Annotated in this window: 12 protein-coding genes; 2 read left to right on the forward strand and 10 right to left on the reverse strand. The window is 60.6% G+C overall.

The window, feature by feature from the left end; all coding sequences use genetic code 11:
* Positions 1-33 precede the first annotated feature (33 nt).
* Positions 34-1,293: an imidazolonepropionase gene (gene hutI, locus H8B14_RS13645; RefSeq protein WP_187316191.1), complete on the reverse strand. Its 1,260-nt coding sequence runs from the start codon at positions 1,291-1,293 to the stop codon at positions 34-36.
* A 301-nt stretch (positions 1,294-1,594) separates the two neighbouring features.
* On the opposite strand from hutI, the gene H8B14_RS13650 reads away from it, so the two are divergent.
* Positions 1,595-3,151, forward strand: a complete 1,557-nt coding sequence (locus H8B14_RS13650; RefSeq protein WP_187316192.1) for a T9SS type A sorting domain-containing protein — start codon at positions 1,595-1,597, stop codon at positions 3,149-3,151.
* Positions 3,152-3,261: 110 nt separating this feature from the next.
* Positions 3,262-3,783, forward strand: a complete 522-nt coding sequence (locus tag H8B14_RS13655; RefSeq protein WP_187316193.1) for a 2'-5' RNA ligase family protein — start codon at positions 3,262-3,264, stop codon at positions 3,781-3,783.
* 80 nt (positions 3,784-3,863) lie between these two features.
* On the opposite strand, the gene H8B14_RS13660 is transcribed toward H8B14_RS13655, so the two are convergent.
* From H8B14_RS13660 to H8B14_RS13700, 9 genes are all read right to left on the reverse strand, one after another.
* Positions 3,864-5,402, reverse strand: coding sequence for an aldehyde dehydrogenase family protein (locus tag H8B14_RS13660; RefSeq protein ID WP_187316194.1), 1,539 nt, complete (start codon positions 5,400-5,402; stop codon positions 3,864-3,866).
* Positions 5,403-5,500: 98 nt separating this feature from the next.
* Positions 5,501-6,856, reverse strand: coding sequence for a Gfo/Idh/MocA family oxidoreductase (locus H8B14_RS13665; protein WP_187316195.1), 1,356 nt, complete (start codon positions 6,854-6,856; stop codon positions 5,501-5,503).
* A gap of 44 nt (positions 6,857-6,900) precedes the next feature.
* Positions 6,901-7,920, reverse strand: coding sequence for a class 1 fructose-bisphosphatase (gene fbp, locus H8B14_RS13670; protein ID WP_187316196.1), 1,020 nt, complete (start codon positions 7,918-7,920; stop codon positions 6,901-6,903).
* A 146-nt stretch (positions 7,921-8,066) separates the two neighbouring features.
* A complete protein-coding gene (locus tag H8B14_RS13675) occupies positions 8,067-8,531 on the reverse strand; it encodes a nuclear transport factor 2 family protein (protein ID WP_187316197.1) in 465 nt (154 codons plus the stop codon).
* A 9-nt stretch (positions 8,532-8,540) separates the two neighbouring features.
* A complete protein-coding gene (locus H8B14_RS13680; protein WP_187316198.1) occupies positions 8,541-9,896 on the reverse strand; it encodes an MFS transporter in 1,356 nt (451 codons plus the stop codon).
* 58 nt (positions 9,897-9,954) lie between these two features.
* Positions 9,955-10,608, reverse strand: coding sequence for a beta/alpha barrel domain-containing protein (locus H8B14_RS13685; protein ID WP_187316199.1), 654 nt, complete (start codon positions 10,606-10,608; stop codon positions 9,955-9,957).
* Between the two features lie 167 nt (positions 10,609-10,775).
* On the reverse strand, positions 10,776-11,786 hold the full coding sequence (locus H8B14_RS13690; protein ID WP_187316200.1) for a sugar kinase: 1,011 nt from the start codon (positions 11,784-11,786) through the stop codon (positions 10,776-10,778).
* Positions 11,787-11,933: 147 nt separating this feature from the next.
* Positions 11,934-13,370 (reverse strand): glucuronate isomerase, encoded by a 1,437-nt coding sequence (gene uxaC, locus H8B14_RS13695; protein WP_187316201.1) that lies wholly within the window; start codon positions 13,368-13,370, stop codon positions 11,934-11,936.
* A gap of 308 nt (positions 13,371-13,678) precedes the next feature.
* Positions 13,679-15,334: a UxaA family hydrolase gene (locus H8B14_RS13700; protein ID WP_187316202.1), complete on the reverse strand. Its 1,656-nt coding sequence runs from the start codon at positions 15,332-15,334 to the stop codon at positions 13,679-13,681.
* Positions 15,335-15,434: the final 100 nt, after the last annotated feature.

Here is a 15,434-nt window from a genome sequence, read left to right on the forward strand (position 1 = left end):
TCGGCGCCTCTCGTATTTCGGCGCCAACCAGCACTACTGCAGGTGCCCGCCAATTACTACGCTGCGCACGGGGTTTTCCCCCAGCCAATAGGGTATCTCCTGGTAATCGCGCACGTCCAGTAGCAGCAGGTCGGCGCGCTTGCCGGGCTCCAGGCTGCCGCAGTGCTGCTGCTGCCCAATGGACCAGGCAGCGTTGATAGTGGCAGCGGCCAGAACTTCCTTGGCAGTGAAACCCATTTTCAGGCACGCCACTGACAAGGCCAGCCACAGGTTTTTGCTGGGACAGGAACCCGGGTTGAAATCGGTGCTGACCGCCACCGGCAGACCCGCGTCGATGAAGGCACGGCCGGGGGCATACCGCTCCTGGCGCAAAAACAGCGGCACCAGCGGCAGCAGCACTGCCACCGTCTGGCCCTGCGTTTGAGTGGCAATGCGCGCGGCGGCGGCCGGCGTCAGGTAGTCGGCGTGGTCGATGCTGACGGCGCCCAGCGCGGCGGCCATTTCGCAGCCACCCAGGTCGTGCAGTTGCTCGGCGTGGATTTTCAACCCGAATCCCAATGCCTGCGCCTGCATCAGATACTGCCGGGCTTCTGCCACTGCAAAGGCGCCTTCCTCGCAGAAAATATCCACGAACGGCACGTCGGCGGGGCTGAGTTGCGGCAGCACGTCGCGCACCAGCATCTGCAGGTAGTCGGTGGGGCGGCCTTTATACTCGGGGCCGGGCACGTGGGCCCCCAGAAACGTGGGCACCACCCGCACGGACTGGCGGCGGCCGGCCTCCTGCGCTACCTGTACCAGCTGCAGCTCGGTTTCAGCCTCGAGGCCATAGCCGCTTTTTGCTTCCACAGTCGTGATGCCGTACTGCCGGAAGCCGGCCAGGTGGTGCAGCGCATTGTCGAGCAGCTCGGCGGCCGAGGCGGCCCGGGTGGCACGCACGGTGCTTAGAATACCGCCGCCGCTGGCCAGAATATCAAGATAGGTTTCGCCGTGCAGCTTGCGCTGAAACTCGTGGGCGCGGTTGCCGCCAAACACCAGATGCGTATGGCACTCTACCAGCCCCGGCATCACCACCTGGCCCTGAGCATCCAACACCTGTGTGTCTGCCGTCACCTGGGCTTTATCCAGCGCTGCCATGGGCCCAAGTGCTACAATCTGGCCGTTTTTGCAGGCAATGAAGGCGTTTTCCAGAATAGGCCAGTCGCGTAGTTGTAAACCAGCGAGCGGCCGTTGGGCTGCAGTACCGACCATCGTGAGCAGCTGGCCACAGTTATGAATCAGGAGCGAATAAGGCATTGCCGGATGAGTTGAATTACGCTGGATAAGCCTGAAACCTCCAATATGCACAGTTCTGCCTAACCAGCGGCTGCCCGCATGCAGGGCTTGACAGTTTCCTGATTTCCTTGTAAATTGACTTTCAACTATATAACATATTTCTAATTCAATAATCGTCCTTATTCTATTTGAGAAAACGGATTTTTCAGACGGGCATCCAACGCTGCATTTTTACGTACTGAGTGCATTATTCTTATATTTCCGCTTTCCACCTGTTCCATCAGCGCTTCCCAATATGAAAAAGAGTTTACTTGTTTTTCTGTTGCTTGCTGGAAGTCATACCCTGCTGGCCCAGCTGCCAACCAACAGTTTCGCCGTGACATCAGCCTGCCCGGCCAACGCCGGTAATCCATCGGTGTTGCAGCAAGTGAATACGGATGGCTCACTCACGCCTATTGGCACTGTCACCAGCAACGGAACCCCCATCATTGTTAACGCGCTGGGCTCCGATGATAACGACCGGACGGTTATTTATGGGTTGAATGTGGTGCAGCCGGTTACGGTCACCAATTTCAACACTCCTCCCGATCTGTACCGCATCAACTTAAGCACCGCCGAGGCCACCAACCTGGGCGCAGTAACGCCGCCGCCCCGCCCCACCGACGTCACGACCCCGACGCAGCCCGGCGAATCAGGCTTTATTGATACGGAAATCACGCTCAACTTCATCGGCGACGGCGACGCCAGCTCCAACTACTATGTAGCGGGCGCTACGTTCCGGGTGTTCTATGTTATTGACTTCACGTTTCCTAGCCTGCTGCGGCCGGTGCGCGTATCAGATTTGAGGCTGTACGTGGGTGTGGTGGCCTTGCCTACCTTTCCGGCCACCGCACCAGTCTGGCGCCGCCTCGATGCCTCCGACCCGGCTACTGCGGCCGTCATTGCCGGCTATCAGGCAGAGGTTCAGGCATACCTCAACAGCAATGGTACCGCCCCAGTACCGCAGGGCGGCATTCAGGACTGGGTATTTGATGTGCGCTCGGGCAATCTGGTGAGCTACCTCGGCCAAGAAGACAAGTTTATTACCATCCGCACACCAGGGCTAGCCCCAGTGGGCATCACCACCCAGCCCACCACGCCCATTCCCACGCAGCAGGATATCGGCTCGATGTTTACGGACCGCGACGGCAACGTTTACGCGGTAGACGCCGATGGTGGCACTATCTACAAGCTCGACCGGCTGACCGGCAACTACTCAGGCCAGTCGTTTGGCTCGGCCTTTGGTTGCTCGCGCGGCGATGCCGTGAGCTTGCCGGGTGCTTTGCCACTGCCCGTTACGCTCACTGAATTTCGGGCTGAAGCCAGTGGCCGCGCCGTGCGCCTGAGCTGGGCAACTGCCAGCGAGCAGAACGCCGACGCATTTTTGGTGCAGCGCCGCCACGCAGAAGGTGACTGGCAGACCATTCAGAGGGTTCAGGCCAGCAACCAGCCCAAAGGCCAGCGCTACACCACCCTGGATACTGCGCCGCTCAGCGGGCAGCTCTACTACCGCCTGGCCATGCGCGACCTTGATGGCACGCTAACGTACTCGCCGGTGCAGGCCGTGCAACTAACCGGGAAGCTCAGTCTGCAAACCTACCCCAATCCTTCTGCCGATGGCCACTTGAACGTGCAGCTGACTGAGCCCAGCACTGCCGAAACCACGCTGGAGCTGCTAAGCGCTACGGGCCAGGTAGTACGCCAGCTGCAGCCAGCCGCTGGCCTCACCACTATTCAGCTGGATGCGCATACTCTGCCCGGAGGCCTGTATTACCTGCGCATACGGCAGGCCGGCCAGACCAGAACCGTGCCCGTCGCCCTGACTCATAAAGGCTTGTAGCAGGTTTCAGACCACTTTTTTGGGCCTTCAGAGCATGTTGCCCGGCGCTACGCTTCAGCTTGTTTGCCAATAAACCCAACCTAATGTAAGCGGAGGGAGTTAGGCTATACATGCCTGAACTTCCCGTACCGCTCATTCTTACGCTGGCGCTAGATGCTGACAGCCAACGTTTCTTTGATGCGCTCCGGCGGCAACACTTCCCAGCAGAGCGCAATTTCCTGCAGGCTCATCTGACGCTGTTCCACCACCTGCCCGGCACCGAATATGCCTCCATCTGCCAGACCCTAGCTGAGTTATCGGCGTCCGAGGCACCCCTGTTGCTGTCTGTTACGGGACTACGGTTTCTGGGCCGGGGAGTAGCGTATTCGTTGGAAAACGGCCGCCTGCAGGCGCTGCACCAACAGCTGCAGACCACCTGGCAGCCCAGCCTCACGCCGCAAGACCAGCAGAAGCTCAGGCCTCACGTGACAGTACAGAACAAAGTCGACCCCGCGGTGGCGCGTAGTTTGCACCAGGAGCTAGCTACCGACTTTCAGCCCTTCGAAGTTACTGGCACCGGGCTGCAGCTGTGGGCTTACCGCGGCGGCCCCTGGGAGGCGCTACGGACATTTGCCTTCGAAGCCACCGTATAAAATCACACTATTGCTGAACAAGAAAGGGCGCGTAGCTTGAAGCTGCGCGCCCTTTGTATGTTTAGTGGTGTGATGACAGCCTAGATTTTCTCCGGCAACAGTGTGGCTTCCTCGAAGTTGCCCAGGATCGGCTTGTCGCCTTCCGTTACGGCTTCTACCAGCAGAGCGCCGCCCACGAAGGCGCCTTTCCAGGACTCGCCGAGGCCGCCGAATACTTCCTCCCGGTCGCCGCGGGAACGGAGCTTGTTGATGCCCATTTTGAAGGCACGCACCTCTTTGGCCGTACGCTGGGCCCATTTCTCATCATCCGAAGCCAGCGCGCCTACCAACGCACCGTTGCTGATATTCATTTCGCCCACCAGCTCTTCCACACGGTCCACCAGCACGATGCTGTCGATGGGGCCGAAAGGCTCCTTGAAGTACAGCTCGCTCTGGCGCGGCAAATTCACAAGGGCGCGCGGGGCGCGGTAGGCGCTCATGTCCTGGCCGGGCAGGAACAGGCTTTCGTCGAGCTTGCCTTCGTAGATGGGCGTGGCGCCGGTTTTGAGTGCGTCGGCGTAGAGGCGGTCCAGGTCTTCAGCCTGGGCGCGGTTGATGACGGGGCCAAACGCCAAGTCAGGCAGCTTGTCGTCGGCCGTATCCACGAGCGTGGGGTTGCCCACTTTCAGGCCCTTGATGGTGTTCCAGTAGGTTTCCACGAACTGCGGGAACAGGCGGCGCTCTACCACAAAGCGCACATAGGCCGTGCAGCGCTGCTTGCCATAGTCGTAGCCCTTCTTAAGCTGGTCAGAGAGGCCGTCCCAGTCGGAGAAGTTCCAGATGCCGTAGGTGTTCACGCCTTCCATTTCCAGCATGTAGCGCTTGTGCTCCGAGCTGAGAGCGTCGGCGATGTTGCGGCCGTTGTAGCGGCCACCCACGAAGCTGAGGCAGTCCACGGCGTCGTTTTTCACCAGTACGTCGCTCAATTCGCCACCCGAGCCGCTCACCAGCGTCACGGGCAAACCGCAGCGGCGGGCAATAGCAAAGGTCAGACTCAGTGAAATAAAGCCGCCATCAGTCGGCGTTTTGGCAATGACGGAGTTGCCGCACAGGGCCTGCACCAGCACCGCGTGCAGCAGTACCGACATCGGGTAGTTCCAGGAAGCAATGTTGCTGACCAAGCCCAGCGGCTTGCGCGAGCCCAGCATGCCTTCGATGTTATCGACGTACCATTGCACGCCCTCAATGGCGCGGTCGATGTCGGTGAAGCCCAGCTTGTAGGTTTTGCCGATTTCCCACATGATGAGCTTGCCGGTCAGCTCGACGTGCTGGCGCAGCTGGTCGAGGCAGTCCTGCACTTTGCGCTTGCGCTCATCGAGGTCGACGCGGGCCCAGTCGGCAGCTTCTTTCTTGGCGGCCTGCACAGCGCGCAGGGCAGCGGCGTGGTCGAGCATGGGCAGGCTGCCCAGCGCCGTGCCATCCACCGGCGACGTAAACGGACGAGGCTTGCCGGGCTCCTGCCAGCGGCCTTCCATCAAATTCAGAAAGGTGCCATCGGCCGCAAATACTTCGGGCGTTACGGCTTTCATCTGGCTCAGCAGGCTGCTGAACTCCACTTGGGGCGAAATGATTTTTGGCATAGTGAAGGGAGAGCAGCTAAGTGGTTTGGTGATAACAGAACGATGCTCCCCAAAGTAGGTTCGAGGGAATTTGTTTTCGGACCCGGCGGAATAAAGCCTTACGCCTTCACGGCTACCGGCCGCAACGACGTGAGGTCGGCGATGCGCACGGGCTGGCCGCTGGCAATGCTCTTGCGGGCCCCAATGCCTACCAGAATGGCCATGGCGCCGTCGCGGCTGCCGGCAGCCTGGCGCCAGGTGTCGGGAGCATCGGGAGTGCGGAAGATGCGGGCCCGCAGCAGCTTGTCGCCGCCGCCGTGGCCCTCGGCCTGGGGCACCCGGATGTACTCCACTGATCCAAAATTGCGTGCCACCATGATTTCATCGTAGGGTTCCAAAGTCATAGCGCCCGACTCCTTAATCCAGGCTTCCACGCGGCCCTTGGTGCCGTTGAACGCAATGCGGTAGCCTTCATAGGGCGAGTAGGTGGTGAGTGAGTAGCTGACCTGCACGCCATTGGCATAGCCGATGGTGGCGGCCATCTTGTCGTAGATGTTCACGTCTTCCTTGAACACGCAGCCGTCGCGCAGGTAGCCGTCGTACTGCTCGTTGGCGGCGTACAGGGCCATCAGGCGGGCGTCCTTGGTCATGTCCCAGTAGTACGGGCACTGGGCTTTGTGCGGGCAGGGGCGGCAGTTGGTGGAGCGGAACGGACCATTTTTGCCGTAGTTTTCCAGCGCGCCCTTGGCGTACACCGTCTCGGGCTCCGACTCCAGCCACCAGTTCAGCAGATCGAAGTGGTGGCTGGCCTTGTGCACCCACAGTGAGCCGCTGTTTTCCACGCGGCGGTGCCAGCGGCGGAAGTAGTCGGCGCCGTGGCGGGTGTCGAGGTACCAGTGAAAATCGACGGATGTAATGGTGCCAATAGTGCCCTGGCGCAGCAGGTCGTAGATTTGCTGACGGTGCGGCGAATAGCGGTAGTTGAACGTGACAGTCACCTTTTTACCGGTGCGCTTCTCGGCATCCAGAATGGCCTGGCACTTGGTTTCGTCGGTGGTCATGGGCTTCTCCGACACGATGTCGGCGCCCATTTCCATGCCCTTGATAATGAATTCGTCGTGGGTGCCGTCCACGGTCATCACCAGCAGCACCTCGGGCTTCTGGCGGCGCATCATCTCCTCGAAGTCGGTGTAGGTGGGGCAGCTGACGCCCAGCATCTTTTTGGCAGTTTCGAGGCGGCCTTTGTTTTTGTCGCAGAGGCCCACAAACTCTATCACATCGGCATGCTCTTCCAGCAGCATCTTGCCCCACATGCCGGTGCCGCGGTGCCCGGTACCCACCATGGCCACACGGCGCTTTTTGCCGCCGGGCGCCGCCAGCGCGGCCAAAGGCCCCGGCGTAAGTAAGCCAGCCGTGGCCAGCACAGATTTCTGCATGAAGTCGCGGCGGGAAGAATCGTGCGGGGCCTGGAGCATGGGAAACGAGTGGGAGTTGAAAAAAAGCGCCGCGCAAAGGCAGCTTACAAAGCAGAAGCTTCCACAGAGGCCAGGGCCACCAGACTCTGCACCATATCGGCAGAGCCTACGAACAGCGGGGCGCGCTGGTGGAATTCGGTGGGCACCACGTCCAGCACCGGTCCGGTGCCGGTTTCGGCCTGGCCGCCGGCCTGCTCAATCACGAAAGCCAGTGGGTAGCCTTCGTAAAGCAGCCGCAGCTTGCCCTGGCGGTTTTTGGCCGTGGGCGGGTAGAGGTAGATGCCGCCCGTGAACAGGTTGCGGTGGTAGTCGGCCACTAAAGACCCCACGTAGCGGGCACTCAGGCGCTGCTGCTTGCACTCCAGCAAAAAGTCGCGCACGTATTGGGGGTAGTCAAACCAGTTGCCTTCATTGCAGGAAAAGGTGGTGCCGCCGGTCGGAATCTTGATGCTGGGGTGCGAGAGGAAGAATTCGCCCAGCGAGTTTTCGTACGTGAAGCCCACCACGCCGTGCCCGGTGGTGTACACGAGCATGGTGCTGGAGCCGTACAGAATGTAACCCGCCGCTACCTGCCGGCGGCCGCCCTGCAGAAAGTCCTCAGCGGTGGCCTCCTGCCCCACCGGCGTCACGCGCCGGTAGATGCTGAAAATGGTGCCGATGCTGATGTTGACGTCGATGTTGCTGGAGCCGTCGAGCGGGTCGATGGCCACCACGTACTTGCCCTGGCAGTTGCCGGTATGGATGATGTCGTCTTCTTCCTCGCTGAGCACGGCGCAGGCCTCGCCTCCGTTTGTGAGGGCGCGGATAAAGCGGATGTTGGCTTCCACGTCCAGCTTCTGCTGGGCCTCACCCTGCACGTTCTGCTGGCCCATGGCCCCAATGATGCTGGTCAGGCCCGCCCGGTTCACTTCGCGGTTCACGATTTTGCCGGCCAGCGCAATGTCGCGCAGCAGCTGGCTCAGCTCGCCGGTGGCAAACGGAAACTCGGCCTGCTTGCGCATAATATAGCGCTCCAGTGTAGTGCCAACCGGCTGGGCAATAGCGTTTTCAGACGTAATACTCATGATGAAGGATGGATACTGGAAGGACGCAGCAAGGGCGCGGAGCCTGCCGAATAGCTCGGGGCCCTACTTTGCGCACCCCGGCAGCTGCCGCAGTTGCTTTGCTGGTCGAAAATCTAGTGTAGGTATGCTGCTCCGTGGCAGTGCGCTTAGCTCTTGGCTTCGGGCTGTTTCTGGCTTTGCCAGAGCACTACCTGCCAGCCTTTTTTCGGGTGCCTGACCTGCACTACCACGTACTTGATATGGGCGACGTTGGGCGTGCCGTCGGGCTTGTTGGGCTGGTAAATGGTGATGGTACCATTCACCACGGCCGCTTTGCCGTCGTTGTAGGCGCGCACATTCACCAGTTCCACGTCAATCTTGTCGTAGACGCTTTTGCCGTCTCGGATACTCTGGATGTACTCAGTTTTGTTGTTCTGCTTGCCGTTGGAGTGCGTGTACACCAGGTCGTCGGCAAATACTTTTTCCAGCACCACGTAATCTTTTTTCACCTGCGCCTCGAAGCGCTGGCGCTCCAGGGCTTCCACTTCTTTAGCAGCTGCCAGGTCTTTCTTGCTTTGAGCGAACGTGAACAGCGGCAACAGCAGCGCCAGCACCAATAAGAGCTTTTTCATGGGACAGGATTAGCGGGTGGCAGGTTCGGTGTCGAGGTTGATTTGCTTCATCCTGGGGGCCAGGAAGTGCATCAGCACCCAGGCCAGCAGGTAGGCCGCACCGCAAATCCAGAACATGATGAAGTAGGCGGTTTGCAGCTGCCCGATGCTTTCGTAGTACACAAACATGCGCTTCTGCACCAGCGCCGACAGCAGGATGCCCCCCAGCCCGCCAGCCATGCCGCCAATGCCCGTCACGGACGCCACGGCCCGCTTGGGGAACATATCCGACACAGTGGTGAAGATGTTGGCGCTCCACGCCTGGTGGGCCGCCGCCGCAATGCCAATCACGAGCACCGCCAGCCACATATTCAGCTGCCCCAGATACTGCGCAAACACAATCGGGAACACGCACAGCGCAATCAGCAGCATCGACAGCTTGCGGGCCTTAAAGGCGGGCATACCGTTGCGGATGAAGTTCAGCGGCACCCAGCCGCCACCCACGCTGCCAATGCTCGACAGCACGTACACGGCCGCTACCGGCAGAGCCACCTCGGTGCCCTTGAGGCCGTATTGCTTGTTAAGGAAGTCGGGCAACCAAAACAGATAAAACCACCATATCGGGTCGGTCAGGAACTTGCCTACCACGAAGGCCCAGGTCTGGCGGAACGTGAGCAGCTTAAACCACGACACCTTAGGCTCGGTGGTGATGGATGCTGCGGCCATATCGTCCACGTCGCTGTGGATATAGTCGAACTCGGCTTTGGTGAGGCGCGCATGGCGGGCCGGCACTTCGTAGTAGATAAACCACAGCACCAGCCACACAAAGCCCAGTGCGCCGGTAATCACGAAGGCCCATTTCCAGCCGATGGATTCGGCAATGAGCGGCACCGTGAGCGGCGCAATAATGGCCCCCACATTGGAGCCCGAGTTGAAAATACCGGTGGCCAAGGCCCGCTCCTTCTGCGGAAACCATTCGGCCGTGGTCTTGATGGCAGCCGGAAAGTTACCGGCCTCCGTAACGCCCAGAAACGCCCGGGCCACCGAAAAGCCCAGCGTGCTGCTCACAAACGCGTGCCCAATGGCGGCCAAACTCCACAGAAACGTGGAAAGCGCGTAGCCCATCTTGGTGCCCAGCTTATCGATGATGCGCCCCACGCCCAGCATGCCCAGCGAATAGGCCAGCTTGAAGGCAATTTCGATGTTGGCGTAGTCTCCGGAGTTCCATTTAAACTCGGTTTCCAGATAGGGCTTGAGCAGGGAAATAACGGCCCGGTCGAGGTAGTTGACGGTGGTGGCAAAGAACACCAGACCACAGATAGTCCAGCGGTATTTGCCAATCACATCGGTGACGGGGGCCGAAGCAACAGGAGCAGCTTGTATCATCGGTAGCGGGTGGGAATGGAAATGAGCAGATAGTGGCAGGCCGCAGCCAGGCAGGCCGTTAGTTCTTCAGCGTCGGGAGGTAATCCAGCAAGTCGGTAAGCAGGGTTTTCAGGGCGGCAGGGTCGTCGTTCTTGAACAGCTGGGAGCCCATGCCTACCACGTTCACGCCGGCTCCAAACCACTCACGCAAACTTTCACGGGTGGGCTCTACGCCGCCAGTGACCATCAGTGGCACATGCGGCATGGGGCCCCGCAAGCTTTTGATGAAGCCCGGCCCAACCACATTGCCCGGAAACACCTTCACGATGGCCGCACCCAGCTGCGTGGCCTCGTACACCTCGCGCACGGTCATGGTGCCGGGCAGCCAGGGCGTGCCGTGCTGGCGGCACGCCTCCGCCACTTCAATTGTGATGCACGGCTGTACCACGAAATCGGCGCCGGCGGCAATGAACCGCTCGGCGTCGGCGGCCGTGTAAATCGTGCCGATGCCGAGCAGCATTTCCGGGCAGTTCTGCTGCACGAAACCCATCAGCTGCCCAAACACCTCAAACGCCTGCGGTCCGCGGTTGGTGAACTCAAACACGCGCAGTCCGCCCTCATAGCAAGCCTGCAGAATACGCTGGGCGTACGCGGCATCGGCGTGGTAGAACACCGGCACGATGGGCGTGGCCAGCACAGTTTCGAGGATATGAGCAGCGGAGAAACGGGGCATGTTGTGCGTGGTTCGTTGTTAATTTTTCGTCATGCTGAGCATGTGGCGCATCAAGCCAGTGTGCGCAGCCGCAGTCGAAGCATCTCTACCTCTGACTAATCAATGGCATTGCAACGAAGCGGTAGAGATGCTTCGGCAAGCTCAGCATGACGTGCTTTTCCGGCCGGCTAGCGAAGCAAGCGGCCCGTGAGGTTGCCGGCCATGATGTGCTCCACTTCAGCGGCTGTCACGAGGTTGACGTCGCCGTGGATGGTATGCTTAAGGGCCGAAGCGGCCGTGGCAAACGTCAGGGACTCGTCGGTGGTGGCGTAGTGCTGCTGGCCGTAGATGTAGCCCGAAATGAACGAGTCGCCGCCGCCGATGCGGTCCACGACGGGGTTGATATCGAAGTAGCTGGTTTGGTGATAGGTGCCGTTCACGTAGGCCATGCCCCGGATTCGCTCGTGCGAGGCGCTCTGTGTTTTGCGGCGCGTGGCAATCACTTGCTTGATCTGTGGAAACTGCGCTATCAGCTGCTCGCTCATCGACAAAAAGCTGTTTTCGGCGCCGGCTTCCGCCTTGATGCCGAACAGGTCGTCAGCGTCGCCTTCGGTACACACCACCACGTCGCAGCCGGCCACCAGCTCGGGCATTACATCCTGCGCCTGCTGGCCATACTGCCACAAGTTGCGGCGGTAGTTTACGTCGGCCGAAACGGTGATGCCAAGCCGGCGGGCCGCCCGGATGGCGTCGCGCGTGGCCTGGGCCGCCGAGGCCGAAATGGCCGGCGTGATGCCGGTCCAGTGCAGCCAGTTCGCATTTTTCAGAATCTCATCCCAGTTGAACCACTCCGGCTGCAGGTTGGCGAAAGCCGAGTTGTAGCGGTCGTATACAATGCGGCTGCCGCGCAGCGAGGCGCCTACCTCCAGGAAATACAGCCCCAGCCGCTCGCCTTGGAACACGCAATGCTGCATGTCCACGCCGTGGGCCCGAAACGCCTGCGCGGCGGCCTGGCCCACCGCGTTGTCGGGGAAGCACCCCACGTGCGCGGCCGGCATGCCCAGGTGCACCAGCGCGGCGCCTACATTGGCGTCGCCCCCACCATAGGTTACTTCCAGCGTGCTGGCTTGCGGCAACCGGTAATTGAGCGGCGGCGAAAGCCGCATCATGATTTCACCAAAGGTGACGACTTGCTTCATGTTGGGGACTTGGGAGCTTAGGGACTTCGGGTCTTGGGAACGTCATTCCGAGCTTGCGAGGAATCTCGCGTGCTGACATTGCCGTGGTAATCAGGTGCCAGCACGCGAGATACTTCGGCTGCGCCTCTGCATGACGTTCATTTTCACTTACACTGCAGCAACTTCAGCAGGCCTGACCACGGTTTCAAAGCCGAAATAGGCCTTGGCGTTGCCGTAGCAGATGTTTTTGATGATGTCACCCAGACCTTCCAGATCTTCAGGCAGCTCACCGTTTTCCACATCCTGGCCAAAGAGGTTGCACAGCACGCGGCGGAAATACTCGTGGCGCGGGTACGAGAGGAAGCTGCGCGAATCGGTGAGCATGCCCACGAAACGGCTCAGCAAACCCATGTTGCTCAGGGCGTTGATCTGCTTTTCCATGCCGTCCTTCTGGTCAAGGAACCACCAGCCGGAGCCGAACTGCACCTTGCCCGCCACCGAGCCATCATTGAAGTTGCCGATCATCGTGGCCATCAGCTCGTTATCGGCAGGGTTGAGGTTGTAGAGGATGGTTTTAGTGAGCTTGTCCTGCTCGTCGAGGCGGTTGAGGAACTTCGACAGCGCCCGACCCTGCGAGAAGTCACCAATAGAGTCCCAGCCGGTATCGGGGCCGAGCTGGCGCAGCATGCGGGCGTTGTTGTTGCGCAGCGCGCCGAGGTGAAACTGCTGGGTCCAGCCTTTCTCCCAGTCCATTTCGGCCAGCAGCACCAGCATCGCCGACTTGAAGCGCAGCACTTCATCAGCCGCCAGCTCCTCGCCACTGCGGATTTTCAGGAAGATTTCGTTGCACTCCGACTCAGTGTAGTCGGCAGCGTACATCTGCTCCAGACCGTGGTCGGAGAGGCGGCAACCCAAAGCCGCGAAGTAGTCGTGGCGCAGGCGCAGGGCCGTTTGCAGGTCGAAGAACGTGCGGATTTCCACGGCGGCGGCTTCGCCCAGCTTGTCGAGGTACTGGTTGTAGCTGGCGGCGTCATCAACAGCCATGGCCTTGTCGGGCCGGAAGGTGGGCAGCACGCGCACCTCGAAGTTGCTGCTTTGCAGGGCGCGGTGGTACTCCAGCGAGTCAGCGGGGTCGTCGGTGGTGCAGAGCGTTTCCACGTTCATCTTGCGCAGCAGGTTGCGCACCGAATACTCAGGCGTGCATAGCAGCTCGTTGCACTGGTCGTAGATGCGGCGAGCACTGCCGGCGTTCAGCAACTCCGTGATGCCGAAGTAGCGCTGCAGCTCCAGGTGCGTCCAGTGGTAGAGCGGGTTGCGCACAGTCTGGGGCACGGTTTCGGCCCATTTCTCGAACTTCTCCCAGTCCGTGGCGTCGCCGGTGATGTAGCGCTCGGGCACGCCGTTGGTGCGCATGGCGCGCCACTTGTAATGGTCGCCGTAAAGCCACACCTGCGTGATGTTGTCGAACTGCCGGTCCTCGGCAATCTGGTCGGGCAGCAGGTGGTTGTGGTAGTCGATGATGGACATGGCCGCGGCATACTCGTGGTAGAGCGTGCGGGCGGTGGGCGTTTGCAGTAAGAAGTCGGCGTTGAGGAAGGGCTTCATAATCAAACAGAATTATGATGGGTGGGAGCCGCAGGTGGGCAAGGTGGGTAGGGCGGATTTAAAGATACCGGGTTCAGCCCCCGATTTTGCCCATTTTGGGCGGCAAACGGCGTATTTATCTACGCAAACGTTCCCGGTAATTGAGGTTGGCGGGTGGGCTTTGGCTGAACGTCATGCTGAGCGAAGCGGAGCGGAGTCGAAGCATCTCTACCCCAGACTAATCAATGGCAGTGCAACGAAGCGGTAGAGATGCTTCGACTCCTCTCCGCTTCGCTCAGCATGACGTTCTTATTCTCTGTCGTTCTGCACTACAAACTCACGCCGCGTTTCCACGGAATAAAATCGGTTTGGCCGTGGCGCACGGCGGCCACTTCCTCACCGCTGGCAACCCGAATGACGTAATCCAGAATCCGCTCGGCGGCTTGTTCGATAGTTTCTTCGCCGTCGATGACGGTGCCGGTGTTCACGTCGATAATGTCGGGCATGCGGCGGGCCAGGGCCGTATTGGAGCTGATCTTCACGACCGGGGCAATGGGGTTGCCGGTGGGCGTGCCGAGGCCGGTGGTGAAGAGCACCAAGTTGGCCCCCGATCCTACTTCGGCGGTGGTGCTTTCCACGTCGTTGCCGGGCGTGCACAGCAGGTTGAGGCCGGGCAGCGTCACAGGCTCGGGGTAGTCGAGCACGGCCACTACCGGCGAGGAACCGCCTTTGCGGGCTGCCCCAGCTGATTTCATGGCGTCCGTAATCAACCCGTCGCGGATGTTGCCCGGTGAAGGGTTCATGTCGAAGCCAGAGCCCACGGCAATGGCGGAGTCACCGTAGGCTTTCATCAGGGAGCTAAACCGCTCGGCCGTGGCCGTGTCCACACTGCGGTCTACCAGTTCCTGCTCGACGCCGCACAGCTCCGGAAACTCCGCCAGAATTACGGAGCCGCCAGCCGCTACCAGCAGGTCGGAGACGTGACCTACGGCGGGGTTGGCCGAGATGCCAGAGAAGCCGTCGGAGCCGCCGCATTCCAGCCCGATGCACAGCTTGCTGATGGGCGCGGGCTGGCGCGTTTGCTGATTAGCGACCATCAGGCCGGCAAACGTCTGGCGCAACGCCGCGCTGACTAAGGCCTCCTCAGTCCCTATTTTCTGCTGCTCCAGAATGTACAGCGGCTTCTGTAGTCCACCGGGGCTACGCTTGTCGATTTCATCCTGCAGCATGCTTACCTGCGCGTTCTGGCAGCCCAGGCTGAGCACGGTGGCACCCGCCACGTTGGGGTGCGTGATGTAGCCGGCCAGCAAGCCGCACAGCGTCTGGGCATCCTGCCGGATGCCGCCGCAGCCGCCTTCGTGCTGCAAAAACCGGATGCCGTCGACGTTGGCAAACAGCCGCGGTTTCTGGTGGCCGTTTTCGGCGGAGTGCAGGTCGGTAGCCAGAATTTCTTCCACAGTTTTGCCGGCCTGCATCAGCGAAATCAACTCCTGCGTTTGGGGCTGGTAGCTTTTGCGGCGGGCGTAGCCGAGGTCATTTACCAAGGCTTCTTCCAGTACCTGAATGTTGCGGTTTTCGCAGAACACCAGCGGAATCACCAGCCAGTAGTTGGCAGTGCCCACGCGGCCATCGGTGCGGTGGAAGCCCTGGAAAGTGCGGCCGGCCCATTGGCTTACGTCGGGCGCGTGCCATTCGGGGCGGTTTTGCTGGTGCTCGTCGTAGCCGTCGGTGGCGTGGTGCATGTTGGCCGTGGTCAGCAGGCCGCCGACGCCAATGGCCTGGGCAGCTTTGCCTACCAGCACACCGTACATGTGTACCGGGTCGCCGGGGGCCAGAAACTGCATGGCCAGTTTGTGCTTGGCAGGTATCTTTTCGGTGGTCGTGACGGTGGTGCCGTCCCAGGTGACGGGCGTGCCCACGGGCAGGTCCTGGAGGGCGACCAGCACGTTATCAGCAGGGTGAATTTTGGCTACCAGGTGTTTCATGGGGGTTGTGGGCTACTTACTTGGCCGGAATGTAGGGCCTGCCGGCAAACCCGGTATCCTGTACTCTCCGGTACCGGACCGCAGCGGCCGGTCTTTGGGC

Origin of the sequence: Hymenobacter puniceus, from assembly GCF_014333525.1 — a bacterium.
Lineage (GTDB): Bacteria > Bacteroidota > Bacteroidia > Cytophagales > Hymenobacteraceae > Hymenobacter.

Coding starts and splice junctions, on each gene's coding strand:
- uxaC (WP_187316201.1), bottom strand. CDS start 13,370: ATGAAGCCCTTCCTCAACGCCGACTTCTTACTGCAAACGCCCACCGCC.
- H8B14_RS13665 (WP_187316195.1), bottom strand. CDS start 6,856: ATGCTCCAGGCCCCGCACGATTCTTCCCGCCGCGACTTCATGCAGAAA.
- H8B14_RS13680 (WP_187316198.1), bottom strand. CDS start 9,896: ATGATACAAGCTGCTCCTGTTGCTTCGGCCCCCGTCACCGATGTGATT.
- H8B14_RS13675 (WP_187316197.1), bottom strand. CDS start 8,531: ATGAAAAAGCTCTTATTGGTGCTGGCGCTGCTGTTGCCGCTGTTCACG.
- H8B14_RS13700 (WP_187316202.1), bottom strand. CDS start 15,334: ATGAAACACCTGGTAGCCAAAATTCACCCTGCTGATAACGTGCTGGTC.
- H8B14_RS13655 (WP_187316193.1), top strand. CDS start 3,262: ATGCCTGAACTTCCCGTACCGCTCATTCTTACGCTGGCGCTAGATGCT.
- hutI (WP_187316191.1), bottom strand. CDS start 1,293: ATGCCTTATTCGCTCCTGATTCATAACTGTGGCCAGCTGCTCACGATG.
- H8B14_RS13685 (WP_187316199.1), bottom strand. CDS start 10,608: ATGCCCCGTTTCTCCGCTGCTCATATCCTCGAAACTGTGCTGGCCACG.
- H8B14_RS13690 (WP_187316200.1), bottom strand. CDS start 11,786: ATGAAGCAAGTCGTCACCTTTGGTGAAATCATGATGCGGCTTTCGCCG.
- H8B14_RS13660 (WP_187316194.1), bottom strand. CDS start 5,402: ATGCCAAAAATCATTTCGCCCCAAGTGGAGTTCAGCAGCCTGCTGAGC.
- fbp (WP_187316196.1), bottom strand. CDS start 7,920: ATGAGTATTACGTCTGAAAACGCTATTGCCCAGCCGGTTGGCACTACA.